Origin of the sequence: Streptomyces sp. NPDC020747 (assembly GCF_044334695.1) — a bacterium.
Taxonomy (GTDB): domain Bacteria; phylum Actinomycetota; class Actinomycetes; order Streptomycetales; family Streptomycetaceae; genus Streptomyces.
On record NZ_JBIRTJ010000018.1, the window covers coordinates 259738 to 284833 of the forward strand.

A 25096-nucleotide genomic window follows, 5' to 3' on the forward strand; every position below is an offset into this window, starting at 1 on the left:
TTATGTTTTTGTTGCGCCCCCGGTGCGCGGCGGGGCGCGTGGGGGGGGGGGGGGGGCGGGCGCGGGGGTTGGGGGGGGGGGGGCGGGGCCCCCCCCCCACCACTTGGCTCTCGCTGCACGGGGTACGCAACAGCACCCGCATCGCTCCGGGCGCCTTCGCGCGTGCGGCGCCGGGTCAGTGCGTTGCGCCGCGCAGTTGGCGCATGACGCGGGCGGTACGCGCGAGTTCGTCGAGCAGTTGCTCGGCGGCGGCCTCGTGGATCTTGCCGGGCCGGAAGTCGCCGTCCTCGACGAGTTCGCCGACGAACGGGATGCTCACGGTCGGGCCGATCGGCAGCATCCTGAGGTTCGCCACGACCTGTTTGGACATCTGCACCGCCCGGGTCCCCGCCGAGACGCCTCCGTAGCCGACGAACCCGGCCGGCTTGTGATGCCACTCCACGGCGAGGTAGTCCCACGCGTTCTTCAGCGGGGCGGGGAAGCCGCCGTTGTACTCCGGAGTGACGAAGACGAACGCGTCCGACGCGTCGACGATCCGGCTCCATTCGCGGGTGTGGCTCTTCGTGTACTGCCGCAGAGCGGGTGGATGCGGCTCGTCGAAGAACGGGAGAGCGAGTTCGCGCAGGTCGACGATGTGCGACTCGAACCGGTCGTCTTCCGCGGCCCGGCCGGTGAACCAGTCCGCGACGGATCTGCCCACCCGTCCGGGGCGCGTACTGGCCACAACGGTGGTGAGGATCATCGGTGTCGCTGAGGGCTGGGCTGTCATGGCGGGTCGCTTTCCTGTCGGCCGGTCGGAATCCGGCCCGGCGAACCCACGCCGCCTGTGCTGTCCGTCCGTCCAGGCGAGCGCGGGTCCGCCGGAGTCTCTGCCGGAGCGCTCCGGATTGTGCGAACGATAGCACTCACGCTCGGACGGACCAAGAGGATGCCGTCGAACCGCAAGACCACCGGTTCGATGTGCTGCTCGCCTCTTGACAGAGCCGCCGTCGCTTTGCACGATTGCGCTATCGATAGCACGACTGGGCCGCAGTGGACGAGCAGAACCAGCAACCCTCGTCATCTCCATCTCGTCCTCTCCATCTCGCCTCTGCTTTCTGCATCGCTCTCTCCTTCTCGTTCGCGCCCACAGGCCTCCGGCCGCGGGAGCGTCCGTCCGAACTCCGAAAGGTCGCACCGCAATGACAGACGCGCGGATCGCCAAGCTCTACGGCCGCAGGGTGTGGGACTCACGCGGTCGGCCGACCGTCGAGGTCGAGGCCCACCTCGCGGACGGAGCGATCGGGCGGGCCATCGCACCCGCGGGGGCCTCTACGGGCCAGGGCGAGGCGCTCGACCTGCGCGACGGCGGCAGCCGCTTCGGCGGCCTCGACGTCCGACGGGCGGTGGGCTCGGTGAACCACGAGATCGCGCCCGCCCTCCTGGACCGCGACGCGAGCGACCAGGAAGCCGTCGACCGGCTGCTGGTGGACCTGGACGGAACCCCCGACCGCAGCCGACTCGGCGGCAACGCGATCGTGGCCACGTCCATGGCGGTCCTGCACGCCGCCGCCGCGTCGGCGGGCGTACCCCTGTGGCAGCACCTGGCGGGCGGCCGGCCGGTCCGTATCCCCCTCCCTGAGATCCAGATCTTCGGCGGCGGTGCCCACGCGGACCGCCGCGTCGACGTCCAGGACTTCATGGTGATGTGCCCAGCGGCGCGGAGCTTCTCCGAGGCCCTGGACTGGACGGCGGAGATCTACCGGGCCGCCGGAAGTCTGATGCGCAAGGCGGGCAAGGCGCAGGGAGTCGCCGACGAAGGCGGCTTCTGGCCGGCGTTCGACTCCAACGAGGAGGCGCTGGAGACACTGACCCGGGCGATCGAGAGCGCGGGCTTCGCTCCCTCGACCCAGGTCGCCATCTCACTGGACGTCGCGGCCTCGCAGTTCGGCAGCGGCGGACAGTACCGGCTGGCTCTGGACGACCGCACCCTGGACACCACCGCGCTGATCGACATGCTCGGCGGCTGGATCGATCAGTATCCGATCCTGTCCGTCGAGGACCCGGTGGGCGAGGACGACCACGAGGGCATGCTGGAGTTCACCCGGCGCTACGGCCACCGCTGCCAGGTGATCGGCGACGACTACCTGGTCACGAACGCCAAGCGGGTCGAGGCCGCGGCGACCGGCGGAACGGCGAACGCCGTCCTGATCAAGCCGAACCAGGCCGGCACGGTCACGGAGGCCTTCCAGGCACTGCTGGCCGGAAAGGAAGCCGGGTTCGGCACGATCGTCTCGGCGCGGTCCGGGGAGACCGAGGACATCACCATCGCCCATCTCAGCGTCGGCTGGGACGCGGGCCAGCTGAAGGTGGGCTCGTTCACCCGCTCCGAGCGCATGGCGAAGTGGAACGAGGTTCTGCGTATCGAGGAGTCCCTCGGTGAATCCGCGGAATTCAGCGGCTGGTCCGCTTTCGCATTCGCCGAATCCGGGGCCTCCACGACCCAGCCGTAAAACAGCCGCACAGCATTACAGTCATCGAAATTACCGTCGTCGAGAACCAGAGCCGATCCGAGCACGGAGACCAGCATGCTGCCACCCGTCAATCTGCGCCCGAGTTTCAACATCACCCGCTCCAGTCATGTGCGCCTCACGGTCGCGGATCTGGCCGAGAGCCGGAACTTCTACGTGAACGTGCTGGGACTGGTCGTCAGCGACGAGGACGAGCGCACCTGCTACCTGCGCGGCCTGGCCGAGGCCTGCCACCACAGCCTCGTCCTGGAGCTGGACGAAGAGGGCGCGGGCCGGTGCGAGAGGATCGGTTTCCGGGTGTTCTTCGACGAGGACCTCGATCTCGCGTACGCCTGGTTCCGTGAGCGGGGACTGCCCGCCGAGTGGGTCGACGTCCCGTACCAGGGCCGCACCCTGCACGTCAGCGACCCGATCGGCACACCACTCGAACTGTGCGCGCACATGGAGACCCGGCCTCGGCTGCACATCGACTTCAAGCAGTACAGGGGCGCCCACGCCCAGCGGCTGGACCACTACCAGACCTTCGCACCCGACACGTACGAACTGTGCGCGTTCTACGGCGAGTTGGGCTTCCGCAACTCGGAGTACCTGGAGCACGGTGACAAGCTGCTGGGTGCGTTCATGTACCGCAAGGGGACCTGCCTCGACCTCGCGATCGTCGAGAACACCGGGCCCGCCCTGCACCACTTCGCCTACACCGTCTCCGAGAGCCATGACATCTTCACCGCCTGCGACTGGGCGGGCATCCAGGGCTACGGCGACGGCGTGGAGAGGGGTCCCGGACGCCACGGTCCTGGCGGGATGCTCTTCGCCTACCTCCGCGACCCCGACGGACACCGGGTGGAGGTCTTCAACAGCCACTACCAGACCATCGACACCGAGATCGAGCCGGTGCGCTGGGACGCGGCATCGCTGAGCACCAACGCCCGCTGGGGCCTCCCGGCCCTGGAGAAGTGGTACTTCGAGGCGTCGCCCTTCGTCGGCGTGCCGCAGATCCCGCCGGCCGAACTGCCGAAGCCCATGTCGCTGGAGCGGTTCCTGCTCGAACAGTCCGCGCCCTGACCATCCTTACTCCGCACTTCCGCACTTCCAGCGTTCCAGGAGTCACCATGGCACGAGTCCCCTACCTGCACCGCGAGGACGCGGACGTATCGCAGAAGCCCCTGTACGACCGGCTGGAAGCCGAGCGCAAGGTGCCGACGGCGAACATCTTCCTCGCCCTGACCAACGCACCGACCCAGCTGGACGCCTTCCTGACCTACGCCAACTCGCTGCGGGCCGCCGACCTCAGCCCCAAGCTGCGGGAACTGGCGATCCTGACCGTGGGGTACGCGACCCGGTCCGCGTACGAGGTGGCACACCACCAGTCGCACGGGCTCAAGGCCGGTCTCACCGAGGAACAGCTCGCGGCGGTGGCCGACTTCGAGTCGTCCGACCTGTTCGACGGGGTGGAGAAGGCGGTGATGCGCCTCGCCAAGGAGTCCACGCTCCAGGTCGACGTCTCGAAGGAGACGTGGCGTGCCGCCGCCGACCACCTGACGGACAAGCAGATGGTCGAACTGTCGTTGTCCATCGCCTGGTACAACTCCGGCGTCCGCATCATGGGGCTGCTGGACATCGACCTTGAGAACAATTACCCGAACCCTTTCCCGGAGTCGTAGGAATAGGTGCCGTAAAGGCACGTCCCCAAGTGAGCCGTGATTTTCTAGGAGTATTTCAATGGCGAAAATGCTCGCTGCCCGACTGCACAGACTCGGTGAGCCGATGTCCGTGGACACGATCGACGTGCCCACCCCACGACCGACCGATGTTCTGGTGCGGGTCAAGGCGTGCGGGATCGTGCCGAACATGGCCAACGTGATCAACAACTGGCCGACCTGGTTCCCGCACCAGCCGTTGCCGAAGTTCCCCGCCGTCTTCGGCCTGGACGCCGCCGGCGTGGTCGAGCAGGTCGGCGAGGCGGTGCTGCACACCAGGCCGGGCGACCGGGTGTACGTCAACCCCCTTCGTTCCTGCGGCAGTTGTCAGGTCTGCCGGGGCGGTGAACTGAGCCGCTGCCGCTACTTCACGTTGAACGGCTACTTCAGCACCTCCCGTGACGGCCAGCGGATCTTCGACCTCTACCCCTACGGCGGCTTCGCGGAGTACATGACGGCTCCGCAGTACTCGATCGTCAACATCCCGGACAACATGACGTTCGAACAGGCCGGCAAGCTGGGCTACATCGGCACGGCCTACGGTGCCCTCAAGAACGCCGCGGCAGGCCCGGGTCAGGTCGCTCTCATCGACGGGGTCACGGGAACCCTCGGTGTCGCGTCGACCGTGCTCGCGCTGGCCTCCGGCGCCTCCCGCGTCCTCGGGACCGGCCGCAACGAGGAACTCCTCAAGCGCGTCAAGGAACTTGACCCGGACCGCGTCGAGGTCTTCCGGCTGGGCGACGGCTCCACGGGCGAGTGGGCGAAGTCCCGCACCGGCGGCGAGGGCGCGGACTACGTGATCAGCGCGCTGGGCGCCAAGGCCCCGGTGGAGACGATGCTCGACTCCATGCAGGGTGTCCGGCGGGGCGGGAGAGTGGTCAACGTCGGCGGGGTGGCCGACCGGCTGCCCGTAGACGTGAAGTGGCTCATGGACGAGCAGGTCCAGCTGATCGGCTCCAACTGGTTCAGCACCGCGCAGGGGCAGGAACTCGCCGACATGGTCGCCACGGGCGCCCTGGACCTGTCCTATCTGCAGGCCAAGCCGTTCCCGCTGTCCAGGGTCAACGAAGCGATCTCCGGACTCACGGACCGCGACGGCGGATTCAGCAACTACGTCGTCATCCCCTGATCCCGTTCCAGGCGACGTTCCCTGACGACCCGTACTCACCCCGCGGCGGACCTGTCCTGCCCTGACGTCGCCGCGGGGTGTCCAACCCACCGGCCGTGTGCGCGGCCGGTGCGCTCAACAGGACGGAGGAGCCGGTGGAACTGCGCTGGCTGGAAACGTTCGTCACCGTCGCGGAGGAACTGCACTTCGCGCGCGCGGCGGACCGGCTGCATCTGGCTCCTTCGGCACTCAGCGCGCAGGTCAGGGCGCTGGAGTCGCACCTGGGGGTCCGTCTCATCGACCGCGGCCGACGCACCCGCCCGGCGCTCACCAGCGCCGGGCGGCTGTTCCTCGAAGAGGCACGGCTGACCCTCGCGCAGGCCGCCCGGGCGGAGGCGGTGGGCCGGCGGGCCGGTCGCGGGGAACTGGGGCACGCCGAGATCGCCTACGTGGCCTCCGCCGCCTTCTCCGGTGTGCTGACCGACGTCCTCACCCGGTGCACGGCCCTCGACACCCATCTCACCGTGCAGGTACGCGAGTTGGAGACACCGGCCCAGCTGGAGGCCCTGTCCTGCGGGGACGTCGACGTCGGTTTCCTGCGCTGGCGTCCGGAGTATCCGGACGGGGTCACGGCCACCTGTCTGCTCACCGAGGAGGTCGTCCTGGCGCTGCCGGAGGGCGCCCCGCTGGCGGCGTACGAGGCGGTGCCGGCGGCGGAACTGCGCCACGAGCGGTTCGTGGCCCCGCACTTCGACGAGGAGTACGGCTGCCGCGACCAGATCCAGGAGGTGGCGGAGCGGGGTGGCTTCAGCCCGCGGTGCGCGCCCCCGGTACGGGACTTCATCGCCGCGCTCACCCTGGTGGGCGGTGGTCTCGCCGTGGCGCTGGTGCCGGACTCGCTGCGCCGCGTACTGATTCCGGGTGTCGCCTACCGCCCGCTGGCCGACGTACCGCTGACCACCCGGCTGGTGGGCGCGTACCGCAGGGGCGAGACCTCGCCCGCGGTGCGCGGTGTGATCCGCCGCCTGCGGGAAGCGGCCGCGGCCACGTCCGTCGCTGGCTGATGGGGGCGACCGGCAGCGGCCTGCGGACGCGCCCCGGTCGTACTCGACGTGACTCCGCGCGGCACGGCCGGTCAACGACGAACCGACGCATTTTTGTGCGCGGAAGACGCACTGTCCGAGCAGGTCAGATGGGTTGTACCCGGCCTAGGGTCAACACGGCGCCGCAGAGCGTGGCGGCGTCCGTCGACCGCCCCGGGCGGCAGGACACGCGGAGGAACACATGACATCGATCAAGCACGTGGGAGTCGTCGGCGCCGGGCAGATGGGCCGGGGCATCACCGAGGTCTGCGCCCGGGCCGGACTGCACGTCACGTTGTGCGACGTGACCGAGGACAGGGCCCGCGCCGGACTGGCCGGTGTGGCGGACTCGCTGCTCAAGGCGGAGAAGCGCGGAACCATCGCCCCGGAGGACCGCGCACATGCCCTGGCCGGGGTGTCGGTCACCGCCGACCTCTCCCGCCTGGCCGGTGCGGACCTGGTCATCGAGGCCGCCGTCGAGGACGAGCCGGCCAAGACGGCGCTGTTCCGGCGACTGGACGAGGTGGTCACCGACCCGGCCGCCGTACTGGCCAGCAACACCTCCTCGATCCCCATCGCCCGGCTCGCGGCCGCGACCCGACGGCCGGAAGCGGTGATCGGACTGCACTTCTTCAACCCGGTCCCCGTCATGCCACTGGTCGAGGTGATCCCCTCGCTGCAGACGTCGAAGGCCACGGAACTGCGCGTGCGTGCCTTCGCGGGCGAGATCCTGGGCAAGAAGACGGTCGTGGCGCAGGACCGCGCGGGCTTCGTCGTCAACTCCCTTCTGGTTCCCTACCTGTTGGCCGCGGTGCGGATGGTCGGCTCCGGCATGGCAACGGCGGAGGACATCGACACGGGGATGACGGCGGGCTGCGCCCACCCCATGGGCCCGCTGCGCCTCGCCGACCTGATCGGCCTGGACACCGTGGCGGCGATAGGCGAAGCGCTGTACGAGGAGCACCGGGAACCGTTGTACGCCCCTCCCCCGCTGCTGCGCCGCATGGTCGAGTCGGGCCTGCTGGGCCGTAAGTCGGGGCAGGGCTTCTTCAGTTACCGGGCCGCGTGATGGCGTGGGCCCAGGTGTATCCGCGTCGGCCGGTCAGGCGCGCGGTGGCGGTACGGCCACCTCCGCCACCAGGAAGAGCCGGTCCGCCTACGAGACGGCCAGGCGGCGGAACCTGCTGTTGTGGAACACCAGGGGCTGTCGGTCGGGTTCGGCCTTCAGGCCCTGGATCTCCAGCAGGACGATCGTGTGGTCGCCACCGGGGAGTTCGGCGTGCAGCGAGCAGTTCAGCCAGAGACTGGCGCCGTGGATGTACACGCCACCGTCGTCGTCGGCATCCCAGTCGACTCCCGCGAACCGGTCCCCCGCTCTACTGGCCAGCGACCGGCAGATGGTGTCCTGTCCCTCGGCGAGCACGCTCACACCCACATGGCTCCGCCCGCGAAGCTTCGGCCATGTCGTGGAGGTGTCCTGCACACAGACCGATATCAGGGCGGGTGAGAGGGAGACCGGGGTGAATGTGCTCACGGCCATCCCCACCGGGGCGCCGGAGTCGAGCGCGCACACCGCTGTCACCCCGGACGGAAAGCAGCCGAAGGCCTGGCGCAGCAGTGAGGAGTTGGTCGGTGTCACGTCGAGTTGGCTCATCGGGGGCCACCCTTGCGGTGTCGGCGTATGGGGTGCGGCTGTGCTGCGGCGCGGGTTCGCAGGACGGTAGTCAGTGGTGGAGCCAGTGGTGGACGCATTGCTTGCTCCGAGATTCTGGGCGAGTTCTTCAGCTCTGTTGCTGCCAGTTCTGCCAGTGCTGCCAGGCGTCAGTTCTGTCCCGACAGGACCGCGCCGAACTGCCGCATCGCGCCGGTGTTGCCGACCACGTGCTGGGAGACGCAGCGGACATCGCGCCAGCGGCGCTGCAGCGGACTGCTGCTGTAGAGGCCCGCACTTCCCGAGAGGGTCATGATCTCGTTGAGGATCCGGATGCCCTCGTGGTGGATGTGCTGGGTGGCGCCCTTGTAACCGAACCACTCGGCCGGGCTGGGCTCCTCTCCCCCGAGGGCACGGTCCATGACGATGCGTCCGGTCTGCTCCGACAGGGCAGCCAGGGCCGCGGCCCGCAACTGCAGTTCGGCGAACTTCTCCTGGAACACCGGGTCCTCACCGAGCAGTGCCTTCGGGTTGAACGCCGGCCGCTTGGTCGCGGCAAGGTCGGCGAGATCGTCGAGTGCACCGTCGAGGGCGCCGAGAATGACCGCGTCGTGCGAGGCCCCTGTTGGTGAATAGGGCAAGTCGTAAAAGGGAGCGGGGATGTTGTTGTCGCCGAACATCGGCCCTGTGCGGTGCTCGGGCACGAAGACGTCCTCCGTCGTGAAGTCGGTGCTCTGTGTGGCACGCAGGCCGACCGCGTCCCAGGTGTCGAGGAATGTGACCTGCTCGGGCCGCAGCAGCGCGACCCGCATGTCCGGGCGGCCGTCCGGCAGTGGAGGCGCCCCTTCCACCAGGAACCCTCCGAGCATCCAGTCCGGGGTGAACGGGCCGCTCGCCAGCGGCCAACGGCCACTGATCCGGTATCCCCCCTTCACCGGCCTCGCCAGCCCCTTCGGAGCCACCGCTCCTCGGAGCATCAGGTTGGCACCGTCTCCGAACACCTCTTTCTCCAGCGTCTCCCGCGGCAGCGACCGTACGAAGAACCACGCCATCGAAGCGGCCTGGACGGTCCAGCCGGTCGATCCGTCGGCTCGGGCGATCTCCCGCACCACTCGGGCCCCTTCCAGCAGCCCGAGTTGCTCGCCGCCCCACGCCCGGGGCAGGGCCATCCGGAACACCCCTGTCTCACGCAGCGCGGCGACGAGTTCAGCCGGAACCGCCCGGGCGTCCTCGCCCTCGGCGGAGCGTGCCGCGATCTCGGGAAGGAGGGCGCGTACGCGGTCGAGGACGCTGTCACCGGTTCCCCGGTCCTGGGACCGATTGGCGTCAAGAAGCGTGGCCATGAAAAGTCTCCTGACTGGGCGTGCGGATGCCTGCTCGTATAACGAGCCTTTTTCAACAGGTACCTTCGGCTTAGAATGACATCCGCGTTACGTCCAGGAAAAGCAGGACTTCCCTATAAGGCTTATTGAGATTCCCCATAACAACAGGAGAGAAATGACGGTCAATTTTTCCCTCCGCCAATTGGAATACTTCGTGACGGTGGCGGACGCCGGCTCGATGAGCGCTGCGGCGGTGCGGTGCCATGCGTCCCAGGCGAGCATCTCCACAGCGATCGCCGACCTCGAACGCCGTCTCGGCGTCCAGTTGTTGGTACGGCGCCGGGCGAAGGGTGTCTCTCTCACCGAGGCCGGCAGCCGGATACTCGGACGCGCCCAGGACATGCTGACCCAGGCCGACGAGATCACGGCCAGTGCCCAGGCCGAGGAAGGCCGGCTGGCCGGCCGCCTGACCATCGGCTGCTACACGGCCCTGACGCCTTTCCTGATCCCACTCCTGGTGGACGGGTTCACCCGGCTTCACCCGGCGGTCAACCTGGAGCTGATCGAGGGTCAGCAGGACGAAATACGGCAGGCCCTGGTCCGAGGCTCGTGCGACGTAGCCCTGTTGTACGCGTTCGGTGACGAGGCCGGCCTGTCCTGTACGACGCTCAGGACAAGCCGGCCGTACGTCATCGTCTCCGCCGACCACCCGATCGCGGGGCGTACGTCCGTCTCGCTGGCCGAACTGGCGGACGAGCCGCTGATCATCTACGCGGAGCCGCCCGCCCAGCAGAACGCCGACCGCTGGTTCGCCCTCGCCGGAGCACGACCGAACATCCGGTACCGGGCCTCAAGCATCGAGGCAGTCCGCAGCATGGTCGCCCGCGGCCTCGGCTTCGCCATGTTGATCCAGTCCTGGCCCACCGACACGAGCATCGAGGGACTCCCCCTGGCATCCATGCCGCTCAGCGACCCACTGGACGACGTGGCGCTCATGATCGCCCACGCCTCGAACGTCACTCCCACACACCGGGCCCGCACGTTCCTCCAGCACGCCAAGGAGACCCTCGCCGACGCGGGCGGGCCGCGGACAACGGACTGACGCGCGTCCGGCGTTCATCGCCGCCTGCCACTCCGCGGCGTTCGCAAGGAGAGCCTCGCCGGCCCTGGCCTCAACGGCCCTGTTCTCGTATACGGCCGGCGCTGCGGTTGTCAGGCCGTTTTCGCGATGCGCTCGAAGGCCGCGGCGAGTTCGGCCGCGTCGACGCCCCCGAGCTGGTCGAGCAGACAGCGGCGGACGCCCGCGATGTGAACGGGCCATGCCTGTTCGAGGCGGGCAAGACCGGCATCGGTGAGTACAGCCCTGAAGGAGCGGGCGTCCTGGCTGCACTGCTCGCGTACGACCAGTCCTTCGGCCTGCAGGCGCAGCACCGTGCGCCCTATGTGGGAGGAGGACTGGTGGCACAACTCGGCCAGGTCACCCAGGCGCAGCGCGCGGGCGGGAGCCTCGGACAGGAACATCAGGGCGACGTACTCGGCGTGAGTCAGGCCCAGGGGGTGCAGATTCGCGTCGAAGGCGCGGGCCAGGGCGGCCATCGCCGGCCGAAACGCCTTGACCAGGGCGTATTCGTCGGCGGTGAGAGGGACGGTCCTGTCGCTGTCGTCGGGCATGCCCCCATCCTACGACTACTTGCATGCGCACCCAAGTTCTGTAATTGTGTGCGCAGGTAAATAATTCGCCAAACACCTACGGGAGTGATGACACATGGATCGCCGTGCCGTGATCAGGGGTGGCGCCGGAGCCGCTTTCGGTGCCCTGGCCCTCACCACCGTCCTCGACGGCGGAACCCCGGCCGAGGCCGCGGGCCGCTACCCCGACCTGGGCGGGCATGGAAAGGGATTCAAGATGGGGGACCCGGTCAAGACCCGCGAGGAGTTCCCGTGGCCCAAGGGCCTCACCCGCGAGGAGCGCCGCAACCTGGAGATGTTCGACGTCGCGGACTTCGACGTCTACACCCATCAGGACTGGGACCGGTTCGACGAGAGCCACGACCAGGATGTCCGCGTCCACTGGCCCGACGGCCACTACACCGACGGGCTGGACATCCACGTCGAGGACATGAAGGCCCAGTTCCTGTGGGCGCCGGACATCAAGATCGAGGTACACCCCGTCCGTATCGCCAAGGCCAACTTCGTCGCCGTGACCGGCGTGTGGGAGGGCACCTTCACCGGCCCGATGCCCGACGGCAAGGGCGGCTTCATCCAGCCCACGGGGAAGCCGTTCGCCCTCCACATGGCCACCATCGGCGTCCTGAACAAGCGCGGCGTCATGGAGGAGGAGTTCCTCTTCTTCGACCAGCTGACGATGCAACGGCAGATCGGCCTGGCCTGACGATTCTCGCCGCCCGCAAGCGCGGCGGCGGTGCTGTTCTCCACAGCCCTTGGTGTTCTGGGGCGTCTTCCTTCGGCCCGAGTGGTCAGCGGAACGCCGGGTGTCCCGTGATCGCCTGACCGACGACCAGTGTGTGCATCTCGTTCGTGCCCTCGTAGGTCATGACGGATTCCAGGTTGTTGGCGTGCCGCAGCGGTGAGTACTCCAACGAGATGCCGTTGGCGCCGAGGACGGTGCGGCACTCCCGTGCGATGGCGATCGCTTCCCGGACGTTGTTGAGCTTGCCGACGCTGATCTGCTCGGGGCGGATGCGGCCCTGGTCCTTGAGCCGGCCCAGGTGGACGGCGATCAGCGCGGCGCCGCTCAGGGACACGGTCATGTCGGCGAGCTTCTTCTGGGTGAGCTGGAAGGCGCTGATCGGCTTGTCGAACTGCACGCGGGAGTCGGCGTACTCGATGGCCGCCTGAATCGAGTCGCGGGCCGCGCCGACCGCGCCGAACAGGATGCCGAAGCGGGCCTCGTTGAGACAGGAAAGCGGTCCGCGCAGTCCCTCCGCGAGGGGCAGCCGCGCCGAGTCGGGCAGCCGTACGTTGTCGAAGTACAGCTCCGAGGTGATGGAGGCGCGCAGCGACATCTTCTGCTTGATGTCCTGCGTGGTGAAGCCGGGCGTGCCGCGCGGGACGAGGAAGCCGCGGATGCCGTCCTCGGTCTGTGCCCAGACGGTGGCCACGTCGGCGATGCCGCCGTTGGTGATCCACATCTTGGAGCCGTTGAGGATCCAGTCGACGCCGTCTCGGACGGCCCTGGTGCGCATCCCTGAGGGGTTGCTGCCGAAGTCCGGCTCGGTCAGGCCGAAGCAGCCGATGGCCTCACCGGCGGCGAGCCGGGGCAGCCACTCCTGCTTCTGTTCCTCCGAGCCCCACTTCCAGATGGAGAACATGGACAGCGAGCCCTGCACGGAGACGAAGCTGCGGAAACCGGAGTCCGCCGCCTCCAGCTCCAGACAGGCGAGGCCGTAGCTGACCGCGTTCGTCCCGGCGCAGCCGTAGCCGTCGAGGTGCATGCCGAGAACGCCCAACTTGCCGAGTTCCGGGGCGAGTTCGCGGGCGAAGTGCGCGTTCTCGAACCACTCGCCGATGTGCGGACGCACCCGGTCGGCGAGGAACTTGGCGACGGTGGCCTGGATCTCGCGTTCCTCGTCGGTGAGGGTGGAGGAGAGGTCGAGCAGGTCGAGGGGGTCCTTCATCGGCTTGGCGCCGCTCATCGTGAGCTCCTGGGGGTTGTGGTGATCGGTTCGGTTGTGGCCGCGGCGCGGGGAACGGTCGGGTGACCGCCCTGCCCGGTGCTCAGGTGTGGTCGGAATCGCGGTGGAGGATCTCCGCGGTGTGCTGGCCCAGACGTGGCGGGGGCAGGCGGTACCGCGCGGGTGTGCCGCTCAGCGCGATGGGGTTCGCGACCTGGCGGGAGGGCCTGCCCACTGCTCCGTCGGCGCCAGGGTCAGGCATGTCGACGATGCCGGGGAGGCCGAGTTTGTCGGCGAAGGCGAATGCCTCGTCGAGGGTGTTGACCGGTCCGGCGGGCACCCCCGCGGCCAGCAGGACGGCCGACCAGTGGTCCGCGCCCGCCACGCCCAGCCGTTCGCTCAGGATGTCCCGCAGTTCGGCGCGGTGGGCGACCCGGTCGGTGTTGGTGCGGAAGCGGTCGTCGACAGCGAGACCGGGGTCCCCCACAGCCTCGGCGAGCGCCGCGAACTGCCGGTCGTTGCCCACCGCGAGCGCGATCGGGCGATCGGCGGCCGGGAAGGTCTCGTACGGGGCGATGCTCGGGTGCGCGTTGCCCATACGGCCCGGGACCACTCCCGCGACGGCGAACGCCGACGCCTGGTTGACCATGGCCGAGAGCAGAGAACTGAGGAGGTTCACCTCCACGTGCTGTCCTTCGCCGGTGGCGTCCCGGTGCCGGAGGGCGGCGAGGATGCCCAGCGAGGCGTGCAGGCCGGTGATCACGTCGACCAGTGCCACGCCCGCCTTCACCGGCTCCCCGCCCTCGTCGCCGGTCACGCTCATCAGACCGCCGACGGCCTGTACGAGGAGGTCGTATCCGGGGATCGCCGCGCCCTCACCGCTGCCGAAACCGCTGATCGAGCAGTAGACCAACCCCGGGTGCCGGGCGAGGAGTTCGCGCCGGCCGAGCCCCAGCCGTTCCATCGTGCCGGGACGGAAGTTCTCCACCAGCACGTCCGACTCGGCGACCAGGGCGCGGGCCTGTTCGAGGCCGGCGTCGGTCGTGAGGTCCAGGACGACGGATCTCTTGTTCCGGTTGACGCCGAGGAAGTACGTCGACGTGCCGTCGTGGTCCGCCGGAGGATGCCAGGCCCTGGTCTCGTCCCCGATGCCCGGCCGCTCCACTTTCACCACGTCGGCGCCGAGGTCGGCGAGGAGCATCGTGGCGTAGGGCCCCGCGAGCACCCGGGAGAAGTCGGCGATGCGCAGACCGTCCAGTGCGCCACGTCCCGCGCCGTCGGGAACGCCGGTCCATCCGTCCGGTGCGTTGTGCTGGGTGCCCATGCACCCTCCTCTCTGATCGTCCCGCGTATGTGCGAGGTGACTGTGTCTCTGCCGGTTCCCCTTACCAACGGCGCTGGAGAGGCGGTGCCGTGAGTTCGACGAGGGGCAGGCCCTGGCCAAGAGGGGCGACGGATCGTACGACGCTCACCCGTGCCCCGACCGCGACCGGTGCCGTCGCGGTGATCTCGCAGAGCAGGTTGAAACCCTCGTCCATCGCGACGAAGCAAGTGTGGTGCGGGGCTTGGCCGTTCCGGCGTACGACGACCCCGGAGCCCTCGCTGCGCTCCCGTGTGAAGGACACGGACCCGCAGGCACGGCAGAAGGAACGGCGGTAGGCCGGAGTTCCGCACCAGAGGCAGCGCTGGAAGAAGAGGTCGCGGCAGAGCGCCGGTGCGTTCGGTGTGGCGGGCGCGGACGTGGCCGCGGCAGGAGCAGGAGCCGGGGCAGCGGCCTCGCGGTCCTCTACCGACTCGGTGTGTTCAAGGGCGTGTTCAAGGGCGTGTTCAAGGGTGTCTGTCTGGAGCATCACGGCCTCCTGCACTAAGTCCGGTGACCGGAACCGAGTGGTCGGGATCCGATGTGGCTCCATCACCCTGGCCCTGCCGCGGAGCGCCGGTCAACGACGTACTGACGCATCTTTGTGCGCGGAACGCGCTCCATTCGCTGAGGTCAGAGCGGGTTTCCCGGCGCTACGCTCCTTTCGGAGTGGTGGTCGGTGTGGCCTTGTTGAAGCGGGGCAGGGCGGCGGCGGCGATCGCGAGCAGGGCGACGATGCCCATCTGGACGTACTCGACTGCGGCGAAGGCGTGGGCGATGTTGTGCGGGGCGAGGGCCAGGTAGAGGGTGCCGAGGGTCGCCACGCCGAGGGCCAGTCCGCTCTGCTGCAGGGTGATCAGCACGCCGCTGCCGATGCCGGCCAGGTGTGTGGGGACGTCGGCGAGCACGCTGCGGAACAGGCCGGCGAACAGCATCGACTGTCCGGCACCGACCAGGGCCAGCGGTACGGCCATCGCCCACAGGCCGACGTGCGGCCAGTCGGCGAGCAGGACCGCCACCAGCGAGACCAGTCCGGCGAGTTGGACGACGGCGCCGGCGGACAGTGCGGCCCGGCCGAACCGGGTGATCAGGCGGGGCGCGACCAGGGACCCGGCGAAGAAGAACAGGGCCATCGGCAGGATCGCCAGGCCACTGTGCAGGGCGTCGACGTGCAGGCCGTTCTGGACGGTGAGGGCGAAGACGAACATGAACGCGCCGAAGCCGATGCTGAAGACGAACACCATGGCCAGGCCGCGGGCCATCGAGGGCAGGCGCAGCAGGGACGGCGGCAGCAGTGGGACCTCGCCGCGCCGCTCGGTGCGCTTCTCCACGACATAGGTGGCGATGCCGAGGAGGACCGCGGCGGCGAGCATCAGCCAGGTCCACCAGGGCCAGCCCAGGGAGTGTCCCTCGGTCAGCGGCACCAGCAGGGCGGTCAGGGTGGCGGCGAAGAGTACGGTGCCGGGCAGGTCGATGCCGACGGGGTGGTGTGAGCGGGTGTCGGGCACGATCCGGGCCGCCACGATCAGTACGACCACGCCGATGGGCACGTTGACCAGGAAGATCGGCCGCCAGGAGGTGCCGGCGATGTCCGCGCCGACGAGCAGGCCGCCGACGAGTTGTCCGACCACGGCGGCGATGCCGGAGGTGGCCCCGTACAGGGCCACGGCACGGGCCTTGCGCTCTCCTTCGAGGACGTGGTGGAAGGTGGCCAGCACCTGCGGGATGAGCAGGGCCGCGGTGGCGCCCTGGGCGATGCGGGCCGCGATCAGCGCGCCCACGCCCGGGGCGGCACCGCAGGCCAGGGAGGCCAGCACGAAGCCCACGAGCGCCCCGAGGAAGACGCGCCGGCGGCCGAAGCGGTCGCCCAGTCGCCCGCCGAGAACCAGCAGGGTCGCGTATGCGACTCCGTAGCCGGCGATCACCAGTTCCAGCGACGACGCGGAGGCGTGCAGCGAGGCGTCGATGCTGGGCAGGGCCACGTTGGTGATGAAGAAGTCCATGATCGGCAGGAAGGCGCCGGCCAGCAGGATGAACACCCCCACCGGGTGCAGGCCCCCGGCGCGGGCCGCGGCACGGGGCGAGAGTGCCGCCGCCCCGGTATGCCGGGAAGAAGTGGTTGTCGTCATGACAGCTCCCAGAACCTTGATTATGAGCTCATAACTATGAGCTCATAACGAGTATGCCCCCATAACTACCCGGCGGACAACCCGTACCCTGGAGCCGTGACGGAGGACCAGACGCACCAGACAGGCCCGACAGCGGGGCCCGACCACGAACAGCGGTGGGCCGAACTCGCCGACCTCGTACTGATCATCAGCCGGGAGATCCAGTTCCGCCGGTACACCGACGAACGAGCCGTCCACCTGTCGCAGTCCGAGGGCATGGTCATGCGCCACCTGAAACACGACCCCGCCGCCACGCCCAGCCGGATCGCCACCGCGACAGGACTCCAGCGCACCAACCTCTCCACCGTGCTGCGCGGGCTGGAAGAGAAGGGCTTCATCGAGCGGCACACCCACTCGGCCGACGGTCGCGGGGTGACGGTGCACTCCACCGAACACGGACGCAACAACACCACCCTCGTCCGGCGGGAATGGGCCACGACCCTCTCCGACGCCGCCGACCACGACACCCAACACCTCGACGCCGCCCTCTCCCTGCTCACCGCCATGGAGAACGGACTGACCAGGACACGACCGCGGAACCGCGCCACACCTCCGACAACGGAAACCTGACGGCGACTACCCGCTGAGCCGATCCGGGACGTCAGTCGTGGTGTCGCCCGGTCAGGGAGGCGAGGCCGTCCTCCAGGCCCTGGCGGAAGACGGACCGCCGTTTCTCCGGCATGTCGAGCAGCAACCGGTCCTCCAGCTTCTGCACCACCGGCTCGCACTCCGCCAGCAGTTCCTCGCCCTTACTCGTCAACCGGGCCTCCATGGTCCTCCGGTTGCCCAGGGCGTGGGCCCTCACGATCAGCCCGCGCTCCTCCAGGGAACGCACGATCTCGTGCATCGTCTGGGGCCGTACGAAGGAACGCCGGGCCAGCTGTGCGGAGGAGAGCCCGCCTCGGTGCCGAAGCACGGTCAGGGCGGTGTACTGGAACGTCGTGAGCCCGTACGGACGCAGGTCCTCGTCCATGAAGGAGCGGATGGCCAGTTCGAGCTGCTTGACGAGATAGATCGTCAGCGGGCCCTTGTGATCCTCAGGGCCCGGATCGGAATCCGCACCCGGAGCCGGATCCCGATCGGCTGACTCTGCCATCGTGCGCACCTCTGGTCGTTCGTCTGGGCGGTCGGGCGAGGCCGTCAGCGCGGTCGGACGACCGGTGTCCTCACCCGATGGCCGACGGGCAGTAGTTCGAGGTCACGTCGGCGTGCCACGGTACCCCACAGGCCGTGGGGCATCCACAGCGTCATTCCGATGGCCAGGACGCCGAGCCCGATCAGGTACCAGGTGCCTCCGTTGTCTCCGAACCAGTCCTGCACCAGGAAGAACACCATCGCGCCGACGATCGGTCCCTCAAAGGTGCCGAGGCCGCCGATGACCACCATGAAGATCATGTACGCGGACCAGTGGACCCCGAAGATGGAGTCCGGCTGCACTCGCATGGTGTTGGCGAGGGTGAGGCCGCCCGCCGCCGCGCAGCCCACCGCCGCGAGCACGAAGACCAGCCGTTTCGCCGAGGTGACCCGTACGCCGACGGAGGCCGCGCCCACCGGGTCGTCGCGGATCGCCTCCAGCGAGGCCCCGGTCCTGCTGCGCAGCAGGACGAAGACGGCCAGTAGCAGCACACTCATCAGCGCCAGGGCGAGCCAGTACACCTGGGCCTGGCGCACCGCCGGATCGGCGGCCGACAGACCGGTGAGCGAGCGGCCCGAACCCCCGCCGAGCGACGGGGTGTTCACCACGACCAGCCGGAAGAACTCGGCGATCGCCCACATTCCGATGGCGAACTGCCCGCCGGTGAGCCGGAACGCGAGCAGCGAGGTGGGTACGGCGACGACGCCGACCAGCAGTGCCGCCAGGACGACCGCGGGAAAGGGGCTCATGCCCCGGTCGACGAGGAGGAAGACACTGTACGCGCCGAGGCCGATGAAGCCCTGCTGGCCGACCGAGACCAGGCCGCCGTAGCCCGCCAGCGCGTTCCACATGGCAGCGAGGATGATGAGGACGAACAGCGTCGTCAGCTTTGCCGTCACCTCGGGTGTGAACACGAAGGGCGCGAACGCCAGGGCGAGCAGCACGGCGGCCAGAACGCCGGACGCCGTGCGGGAGACGGGAGTCCACCGGTGGATGGTGACCGTCGTGGTGGGTGTCACCGGTGTTGTGGCGGTCATGTACGGCTCCTTCTCATGCCGAGCAGTCCCTGCGGACGGAAGGCCAGGACCGCGAGGAACACCGCGTGTCCGGCCACGATGGAGAAGCGCGGATCCGCCTGGGCGCCGACCGTCTGGGCGACGCCCAGGACCATGCCCCCGGCGAGCGTCCCCCACAGCGAACCGAGCCCGCCGATCACGACGACCTCGAAGGCGAACAGCAGCTGGGTGGGGCCCATGGACGGGCTGAACGACGAGCGCATCGCGAAGAACGCACCCGCCAGACCGGCGGTGGCGACGGCGATGGCGGCTGCCCAGGCGTACACCCGGCGGCTGTCGATCCCGACCAGCTCGGCGGTGTCCGCGTCGGCGGCCGTGGCCCGGATCGCCCGGCCGATGCCCGTACGCGCCAGCAGCAGCTGCAGCCCGCCGAGCAGTACCACCCCCACCACCACGGTCAGCACACCGAGGTACGGAATGCTCACCGAGGACCCGAGCTGGAGACCGGACGTGGCCAGTGAACCGACGTCCAGGGAACGGGAGTCGGCGCTGAAGATCTCCAGCAGTACGTTCTGCAGCACGATGGCGAGACCGAAGGTGGCCAGCATCGACGACATCTCGCCGGTGCGCAGCGCCTTGCTGAGGATGCCCCGCTGCAACGCCACGCCGACCGTTCCCATCACGGGCAGGACCAGCAGCAGCGCGAAGAACGGGTTGATGCCAACGGCGGCGGCCAGCGTCGCGACGAGGAACGCGCCGAGGACCGCGAGGTCGCCATGGCTCAGGTTGACGGTCCGCATGACGCCGAACATCAGGGAGAGGCCGCAGGCGAAGAGCGCGTAGACGCCACCGAGCATGACACCCTGCACGATCGCGTTGATCCAGTTCATGCCGGCTCCTCCTGCACAGGTGTGGCGGTCGCCGGTACAGGCGTGCCATGGCTCAGCCCGAAGTACGCCTCGACGACCTGGTCGCGGGTGACCTCGTCGGCGGGTTCGTCCAGGGCGACGCGGCCTTCGAGCATGCACAGCACGCGGCGGGACACCCCCAGTGCGCGGCCGAGGTCCTGTTCCACCAGCAGCACCGTCGTACCGCCGGAGAGAATCGTGCCGAGCGAGTCGTAGAGGGTGTCGACCACGATGGGTGCCAGGCCGAGGGACACCTCGTCGAGCAGCAACAGCCGGGGGTTGGTCATCAGCGCCCTTCCGATGGCCACGGCCTGCTGCTCGCCGCCCGAGAGGTTGCCGGCACGCCGCTTCAACAGCCCGTCGAGCAAGGGGAAGGCGGCCACGACGGACGTCAGGTCCCACGGCCCCGGTCGCCGTACCCGGGAGGCGACCAGCAGGTTCTCCGCCACGGTGAGGTCGGCGAAGAGCCGCCGCCCCTCCGGGACCAGGGCGATCCCGGCCGCGACGCGGTCGTGGGCCGGCCGGGCCGTCACGTCCACACCGTCCAGGCCGATACAGCCCTCGGCCGGCCTGTGTGCTCCGGCGATTGCCCGCATGAGGGTGGACTTGCCGGCGCCGTTGGCGCCGACCACGGCCACGACCTCGCCCTCGTCCACGGCGAAGGAGACATCGCGGACCGCGCGCAGCAGTCCGTGCCGTACTTCCAGGTTCTCCACCGACAGCAGACTCATGCCGCGCTCCCGAGGTAGGCCTCGACGACCCGGGGGTCGGACATGACCGCGGCCGGTTCGCCCTCGGCCAGGACCCGGCCCTGTGCGAGGCAGACCAGCCGGTCGATCACCCTCAGCAGCGCGTGCAGGACGTGCTCGATCCAGACGATGGCGATGCCGTCGGCGCGCAACTGCCCGATGGTGACAATCAGTTCGTCCGTCTCGGCGTCCGTGAGACCGCCGGCGATCTCGTCGAGCAGCAGCACCTGCGGATCGGTGGCCAGCGCCCGCGCCATCTCCAGCCGCTTGCGCTCCAGCAGCGTGAGCGCCGCGGCCGGCCGGTTGGCCTGCGCGAGCATGCCGCAGCGTTCGAGGACGCCGAGCGCGTGCTGCTGTGCCGCCCGGCGCCGGTGCGAGCCACCCTGCACCGACGCGACCAGCACGTTCTCGTACGTCGTCATGCCGGAGAAGGGGCGCGGCACCTGGTGGGAGCGGCCGATGCCACTGCGGCAACGACGGTCCACCTTCCAGCGGGTCACGTCCTGGCCCTGGAAGGTGACGCTGCCCTCGGAGGGCGCCTGGGCGCCGGAGAGGATGTCGAGCAGAGTCGTCTTCCCGGCACCGTTCGGGCCGACGATGCCCAGGGCCTCGCCGGGGGCGAGGGTGAGGTCGACGCCTTCGAGGACGACCAGACTGCCGAACCGGCGGTGGATGCCGTGCGCCGAGAGGACGGGCGGGGCCTGACCGACCGGCCCCGCCGTCTCCGTCTCCGCGGTCACCGGCTCAGCGGAGGGGTTCAAGTTCGCCTCCGAGCGGGATGTCACGGAAGGCGCCGTTGTCGACGATGACCGGCTCGACGGCGAACTTGCCGCCGCCCGTGGCCTTGCGCCACTGCGCCATGACCAGGGGTTCCGTGGACACGTTCTTCACCGGGCCGGACGTGAAGTCGAGCGGTCCGGCGACCGTGGTGAGTCTGGCCTTGCCGAGGGCGGCCGCGAGTTCCGCCCGGTCCTTGGGGTCGGAGGTCGCCTTCAGCGCATGGACCGCGACCTCGAAGAGAGCCATGTTGGACCCGATGACCTGGTTCCACTGTTTGCCCGTCGACTTCTCGTAGTCGTCGGCCAGTTGCTGGGCGGTCTGGTCGGTGAGGGTGGAGGAGTACGGGAACTTGGGCGACCACCAGAAGCCGGCGGTGAGCCCGTGTCCGAGTGAGCCGAGCGCCTCGATCTGGGAGGGCAGGAGGCCGGTCTTGGCGATGCTCGCGATCCGCGGCCGGTATCCCTGCTGCCTGGCCTGCTTCCAGAACGTGGCGAAGTCGGGCGGCAGCGGGAAGGTGTTGAAGATCTCCGCGTCCGCCTTCTTGAACGCCGCGATCTGCGCCGAGTAGTCGTTCGTCCCGTCCTCGTACGCCCCCGGGTCGACGATCCTGAAGCCGCTCTTCTTCAGTTCCGGCCCGAGCCCCTGCCGGATCGCCTTGCCGTCGGGGTCGTTGGGCCACATGACACCGACCCGTCTGTTGGTCTCCACTCCCCCCTTCGTCCACAAGGAGGTGTACGCGGCATGCAGTTCGGCGACGCCCAGGAAGAAGTGGTACGTGTACGTGAAGGGCTTCTCCGGGGTGGCACCGCGGCCGAAGTACCAGGCCTCCCACGGAACGGCGGTCGACAGGCAGGGAATCTTGGCCGCTTCGCACGCGTCGGCGACGGGATTGACCGTCTCCGGTGTGGAGGTGACGAGCATCAGATCGATCTTCTCGCTGTTGATCAGATCGGTCGCGACCTGCCCGGCGGTCTGCGGATTCGACTGACTGTCGCGGTCGACGATCTCGACCGAGTACTTCTTGCCGCCGATCTTCAGCCCGCTCTTGAAGGCCGCGCGCAGCTTCTTCAGCAGGAACGCGTTCGGCTCGCCGAAGCCGGCGGCCGGGCCCGTACTGGGCGAGACATAGCCGATCCGGAGCACCGCGTCGGTCTGCGCCGAGGTCTCCTTGATGCCGCCGCAGGCGGTCAGCAGACCGCCTGTCGTCAGCAGACCGGCGGCGCCGACAGCCCCTCGAATAACAGACCTTCGGGACATATTGCCGTTCGCGGGTGTGTTCATGGGTGCGCTCATGAATGCCTCCGGGCACGTCGAAAGAGCGGAACTGAGGGTGGTGGAGCATGCGAGCAGGCCGGCAGCGGGCGGCTGGGGCAGCCGGGGGACGCCGGAGCCGGCGGCGGAGAAGCGGGGGCGGGTTCCTTCGCATCCCGGTAGGGCCGGGCTTCATGCCCGATATCAGGAACCCTGATGATGGCCACGATGATGCACACGCCGGAGCCGGATGACAAGAGGATTGCCAATACGTGGCGAACACACTCTTCTCGCACCACCCACGCGGCACCTCAACAGCAAGGAATCACCGCCACAGCCTTGACGGCACCCGCCGGACAGGCGTAATCATTTCTCAGGATTCCTGACAATCCAGCGGGGCGGGCCGCTCTCGACACATGCCTCGGCCCCGCCGTTCCGCGCCCCCCAAAAAGGGGGCAAAACATCATACGGGTTGAAGGAGTGGTGAATAGCCCATCATCCTTGGCGCCATGAGTCTCGCCTCCACCTCGTTCAACGTGCCCGCTACGGCCGACTACGCCCATGACTGGGCCTTGGTCGACGTGGAAACCTCGGGACTCATGGCCCGGCGGGACCGCGTGCTGTCGGTCGCGGTGGTGACGATCGGTCAGGACGGCGAGCAGACAGGGGAGTTCTCGACGCTGCTCAATCCCGGGTGCGACCCGGGGCCGGTGGAAGTGCACGGGCTGACCACCGAGCGGCTGCGGGGTGCGCCGACCTTCGACCAGGTCGCCGGCCGGATCGGGGCGATGCTCCAGGACCGGGTCCTTGTCGCCCACAACGCCCAGTTCGACTACGACTTCCTGGCCCACGAGTTCGCCCGCGCCCGAATGTGGCTGCCGGTGTCGCAGCGGCTGTGCACTCTGGCACTGAACCGTCAAGTGGATCCGCCTACGGACAACATGAAGCTGGGCACCCTCGCCGCTCACTACGGCGTTCCCCAGCAGCACGCGCACGACGCGCTGGACGACACCCGGGTGCTGGCCGGCATCCTGCGGGCGTCGCTGCGCGAGGCGGCTCGGCTCGATCTGCCGTTACCCCTTGTGACCTGCCCGCCGCGGGCAGAGTCCCGGTTCACGCCTCAGCCGCCCAAGACTCCGTGCGCCTACCGCAACCCTGGACGCCTGACTCCTGGCGGTCCGCTCCGCCAGGGCATGAAGATCGCGATCACCGGTGAAACCGCCCACGCCCGGGCCGAGTTGGTCGGGCGTGCGGTCGCCGCCGGACTGAACATGATGGCCTCCGTGAGCCGACACACCAGCGTGCTGGTCACCAACGAGCCGACGTCCGCTTCGGCGAAGGCCCGACGAGCGGAATCCGAGGGCGTGCCCGTCATCGACGAGCACACGTTCCTTCAACTACTGGCCGACGTACGAACCGGGACAGCGCATGAGGCGACGGCGGCCGTTTCCGCCGGGATCGCCCCGGTGGCGGCGACGGTACGGGAGCGGGCCACCGAGCCCGAATCCACCACAGTGCCTGACCCGGATATGCCGGTCCCGGATGTGTCGGTCCCGGACCTGTGTGTCCCGGATGCGCCTGTCCTGCCACCGCCCTCCCCCGGTGTGTCCGTCCCCGCGCCACGCCAAGTCGGCGATTCCGCCCACACCTTGGGCACGCCACTGACCGGCCACCGGGTACTGGTGCTCGGTGGTGTCCATGCCGATGCCGTTGCGGCCCGTACCCGAGTCGTCGAGCTGGGCGGATCCGCGGCCATCAACCTGTCGGCCAGCGTCACCGAAGTCGTCCTTCTCACTGGTGGCCCACAGGACCGCCGTATGAACCGCGTCCTCGCGCTCGAACTCCCCGTGCACGACGCTCATTGGCTCATCGCACCGACAGCCGCCGGCCGGGTGACGGCTACCGTCCGGGCACGGGAACCGAAGGTGATGCCCAGAGGAGGCGTCATCGACCTGCCCATGCCACACGGCACAGCCTCACCCGAGTGGTACGTCACGGCCAGCTGGGCTCCGCAGACCGGCTGCGAGATCGACGTCGTCGCGTTCCTCCTCGACGAGGACGAACAGGTCACCTCCGACGAGGAGTTCACCTTCTACGGCGCTCCGGAAAGCCCCGCCGGTACCGTGCGGCTCCTTACCGGCGGCCCCGCCGAACAGACCATCGCCGTCGACCTCGCGTCTCTGCCGCCCGCAACCCGCAAGGTCGTCGTCGCCGCGGCCATCGACGGCGCCACCACCTTCGGAACGGTCGGCGCGGTCCAGATCGGCGCGGCACCCGGCAGCAGCGGAGCACCCATCGCCCGGGCAACCCTGGACGCCGCCACCACCGAACGCACCATGCTCCTCGCGGAGATCTACCGCAGAGGTCCACTCTGGCGCCTGCGCACCGTCGGCCAGGGCTACGACCAGGGTCTCGACTCCCTCGCACGCGGATACGGGGTCGACATCTCCGACTGAATCACCGTGCCGGAGACGAACTGCCGCTCCGGGTCCCCGACTTGTCCTGGGTGGGTCAGAGTGCGGCGGCGGCGGTGTGGAGGTTCTTGGCGGCGAGGGCGAGGCCTTCGGTCTGGGAGTAGGCGGCGTCTTCGTGTTCGATGTTGACGGCCATGTCGGGGTTGATGTCGGCTAGGGCGCGCAGGAATTCGGTCCAGTAGGGGATGTCGTTGCCGTTGCCGACGGCGACGAACTTCCAGGCCGGGTTCTGGGGCCAGGAGTTGCACCA

At 69.0% G+C, this 25096-nt stretch carries 24 protein-coding genes and 1 pseudogene; 10 read left to right on the forward strand and 15 right to left on the reverse strand.

Features of this window, described 5'->3' with window-relative positions:
• Window positions 1-175: 175 nt before the first annotated feature.
• Window positions 176-769, reverse strand: a complete 594-nt coding sequence (locus tag ACH4YP_RS38920; protein WP_361071210.1) for an NAD(P)H-dependent oxidoreductase — start codon at window positions 767-769, stop codon at window positions 176-178.
• Between the two features lie 412 nt (window positions 770-1181).
• Here ACH4YP_RS38920 and eno point away from each other — a divergent pair, with 412 nt between their 5' ends.
• The 6 genes from eno to ACH4YP_RS38950 all read left to right on the forward strand — a co-directional run bounded on the left by eno (window position 1182) and on the right by ACH4YP_RS38950 (window position 7466).
• On the forward strand, window positions 1182-2492 hold the full coding sequence (gene eno, locus ACH4YP_RS38925; RefSeq protein WP_361071207.1) for a phosphopyruvate hydratase: 1311 nt from the start codon (window positions 1182-1184) through the stop codon (window positions 2490-2492).
• A 75-nt stretch (window positions 2493-2567) separates the two neighbouring features.
• The gene (locus ACH4YP_RS38930; RefSeq protein WP_361071204.1) at window positions 2568-3572 is read left to right on the forward strand and encodes a VOC family protein; all 1005 of its coding nucleotides are present in this window, start codon (window positions 2568-2570) and stop codon (window positions 3570-3572) included.
• Between the two features lie 47 nt (window positions 3573-3619).
• Window positions 3620-4171, forward strand: a complete 552-nt coding sequence (locus ACH4YP_RS38935; RefSeq protein ID WP_361071201.1) for a carboxymuconolactone decarboxylase family protein — start codon at window positions 3620-3622, stop codon at window positions 4169-4171.
• Between the two features lie 58 nt (window positions 4172-4229).
• Entirely contained in the window at window positions 4230-5336 is a 1107-nt protein-coding gene (locus ACH4YP_RS38940) for an alcohol dehydrogenase catalytic domain-containing protein (protein WP_361071198.1), read from the forward strand.
• Between the two features lie 77 nt (window positions 5337-5413).
• A complete protein-coding gene (locus ACH4YP_RS38945; RefSeq protein ID WP_361071195.1) occupies window positions 5414-6379 on the forward strand; it encodes a LysR substrate-binding domain-containing protein in 966 nt (321 codons plus the stop codon).
• 220 nt (window positions 6380-6599) lie between these two features.
• Window positions 6600-7466 (forward strand): 3-hydroxybutyryl-CoA dehydrogenase, encoded by an 867-nt coding sequence (locus ACH4YP_RS38950; protein ID WP_361071192.1) that lies wholly within the window; start codon window positions 6600-6602, stop codon window positions 7464-7466.
• A gap of 87 nt (window positions 7467-7553) precedes the next feature.
• Here ACH4YP_RS38950 and ACH4YP_RS38955 read toward each other — a convergent pair whose 3' ends face one another.
• Window positions 7554-8051, reverse strand: a complete 498-nt coding sequence (locus tag ACH4YP_RS38955; protein ID WP_361071189.1) for a flavin reductase family protein — start codon at window positions 8049-8051, stop codon at window positions 7554-7556.
• Window positions 8052-8218: 167 nt separating this feature from the next.
• Window positions 8219-9391, reverse strand: a complete 1173-nt coding sequence (locus ACH4YP_RS38960; RefSeq protein ID WP_361071186.1) for an acyl-CoA dehydrogenase family protein — start codon at window positions 9389-9391, stop codon at window positions 8219-8221.
• A gap of 181 nt (window positions 9392-9572) precedes the next feature.
• Here ACH4YP_RS38960 and ACH4YP_RS38965 point away from each other — a divergent pair, with 181 nt between their 5' ends.
• Window positions 9573-10472, forward strand: coding sequence for a LysR family transcriptional regulator (locus ACH4YP_RS38965; RefSeq protein ID WP_398495747.1), 900 nt, complete (start codon window positions 9573-9575; stop codon window positions 10470-10472).
• A gap of 110 nt (window positions 10473-10582) precedes the next feature.
• On the opposite strand, the gene ACH4YP_RS38970 is transcribed toward ACH4YP_RS38965, so the two are convergent.
• Window positions 10583-11041 carry a MarR family winged helix-turn-helix transcriptional regulator gene (locus tag ACH4YP_RS38970; protein WP_398495748.1) on the reverse strand — a complete coding sequence of 153 codons (459 nt, stop codon included), beginning with the start codon at window positions 11039-11041 and terminating at the stop codon, window positions 10583-10585.
• A 94-nt stretch (window positions 11042-11135) separates the two neighbouring features.
• Between ACH4YP_RS38970 and ACH4YP_RS38975 the strand changes: the two genes are divergently transcribed.
• Window positions 11136-11762: an ester cyclase gene (locus ACH4YP_RS38975; protein ID WP_361071177.1), complete on the forward strand. Its 627-nt coding sequence runs from the start codon at window positions 11136-11138 to the stop codon at window positions 11760-11762.
• A gap of 85 nt (window positions 11763-11847) precedes the next feature.
• Here the strand turns inward: ACH4YP_RS38975 and ACH4YP_RS38980 are convergent, their stop codons facing one another.
• The 4 genes from ACH4YP_RS38980 to ACH4YP_RS38995 all read right to left on the reverse strand — a co-directional run bounded on the left by ACH4YP_RS38980 (window position 11848) and on the right by ACH4YP_RS38995 (window position 16494).
• Window positions 11848-13026, reverse strand: a complete 1179-nt coding sequence (locus ACH4YP_RS38980) for an acyl-CoA dehydrogenase family protein (protein WP_361071175.1) — start codon at window positions 13024-13026, stop codon at window positions 11848-11850.
• Window positions 13027-13108: 82 nt separating this feature from the next.
• Window positions 13109-14329 (reverse strand): CaiB/BaiF CoA transferase family protein, encoded by a 1221-nt coding sequence (locus tag ACH4YP_RS38985; protein ID WP_398495751.1) that lies wholly within the window; start codon window positions 14327-14329, stop codon window positions 13109-13111.
• Window positions 14330-14390: 61 nt separating this feature from the next.
• A complete protein-coding gene (locus tag ACH4YP_RS38990; protein WP_398495753.1) occupies window positions 14391-14855 on the reverse strand; it encodes a Zn-ribbon domain-containing OB-fold protein in 465 nt (154 codons plus the stop codon).
• Window positions 14856-15018: 163 nt separating this feature from the next.
• Complete coding sequence (locus tag ACH4YP_RS38995; protein WP_398495755.1) at window positions 15019-16494, reverse strand: MFS transporter; 1476 nt, start codon at window positions 16492-16494, stop codon at window positions 15019-15021.
• Window positions 16495-16590: 96 nt separating this feature from the next.
• Between ACH4YP_RS38995 and ACH4YP_RS39000 the strand changes: the two genes are divergently transcribed.
• Entirely contained in the window at window positions 16591-17103 is a 513-nt protein-coding gene (locus ACH4YP_RS39000; RefSeq protein ID WP_398495757.1) for a MarR family winged helix-turn-helix transcriptional regulator, read from the forward strand.
• Between the two features lie 31 nt (window positions 17104-17134).
• Here ACH4YP_RS39000 and ACH4YP_RS39005 read toward each other — a convergent pair whose 3' ends face one another.
• From ACH4YP_RS39005 to ACH4YP_RS39030, 6 genes are read right to left on the reverse strand one after another with little or no spacing between them, the layout of a single operon-like run.
• Entirely contained in the window at window positions 17135-17629 is a 495-nt protein-coding gene (locus tag ACH4YP_RS39005; RefSeq protein ID WP_361072624.1) for a MarR family transcriptional regulator, read from the reverse strand.
• Between the two features lie 44 nt (window positions 17630-17673).
• Window positions 17674-18705 carry a branched-chain amino acid ABC transporter permease gene (locus ACH4YP_RS39010; RefSeq protein ID WP_361072622.1) on the reverse strand — a complete coding sequence of 344 codons (1032 nt, stop codon included), beginning with the start codon at window positions 18703-18705 and terminating at the stop codon, window positions 17674-17676.
• Window positions 18702-19574: a branched-chain amino acid ABC transporter permease gene (locus ACH4YP_RS39015; RefSeq protein ID WP_398495759.1), complete on the reverse strand. Its 873-nt coding sequence runs from the start codon at window positions 19572-19574 to the stop codon at window positions 18702-18704. Before ACH4YP_RS39015 ends, ACH4YP_RS39010 begins: the two co-directional genes overlap by 4 nt.
• The gene (locus ACH4YP_RS39020) at window positions 19571-20323 is read right to left on the reverse strand and encodes an ABC transporter ATP-binding protein (protein ID WP_361072617.1); all 753 of its coding nucleotides are present in this window, start codon (window positions 20321-20323) and stop codon (window positions 19571-19573) included. Before ACH4YP_RS39020 ends, ACH4YP_RS39015 begins: the two co-directional genes overlap by 4 nt.
• Window positions 20320-21081: an ABC transporter ATP-binding protein gene (locus ACH4YP_RS39025; protein WP_398495762.1), complete on the reverse strand. Its 762-nt coding sequence runs from the start codon at window positions 21079-21081 to the stop codon at window positions 20320-20322. Before ACH4YP_RS39025 ends, ACH4YP_RS39020 begins: the two co-directional genes overlap by 4 nt.
• Window positions 21082-21085: 4 nt before the next feature.
• Window positions 21086-22414, reverse strand: a complete 1329-nt coding sequence (locus ACH4YP_RS39030) for an ABC transporter substrate-binding protein (protein ID WP_398495764.1) — start codon at window positions 22412-22414, stop codon at window positions 21086-21088.
• Window positions 22415-22881: 467 nt separating this feature from the next.
• On the opposite strand from ACH4YP_RS39030, the gene ACH4YP_RS39035 reads away from it, so the two are divergent.
• Window positions 22882-24828: a TerD family protein gene (locus ACH4YP_RS39035; RefSeq protein ID WP_398495766.1), complete on the forward strand. Its 1947-nt coding sequence runs from the start codon at window positions 22882-22884 to the stop codon at window positions 24826-24828.
• Between the two features lie 55 nt (window positions 24829-24883).
• Here ACH4YP_RS39035 and ACH4YP_RS39040 read toward each other — a convergent pair.
• Window positions 24884-25096, reverse strand: a pseudogene (locus ACH4YP_RS39040) (sugar phosphate isomerase/epimerase); the annotation flags it as partial.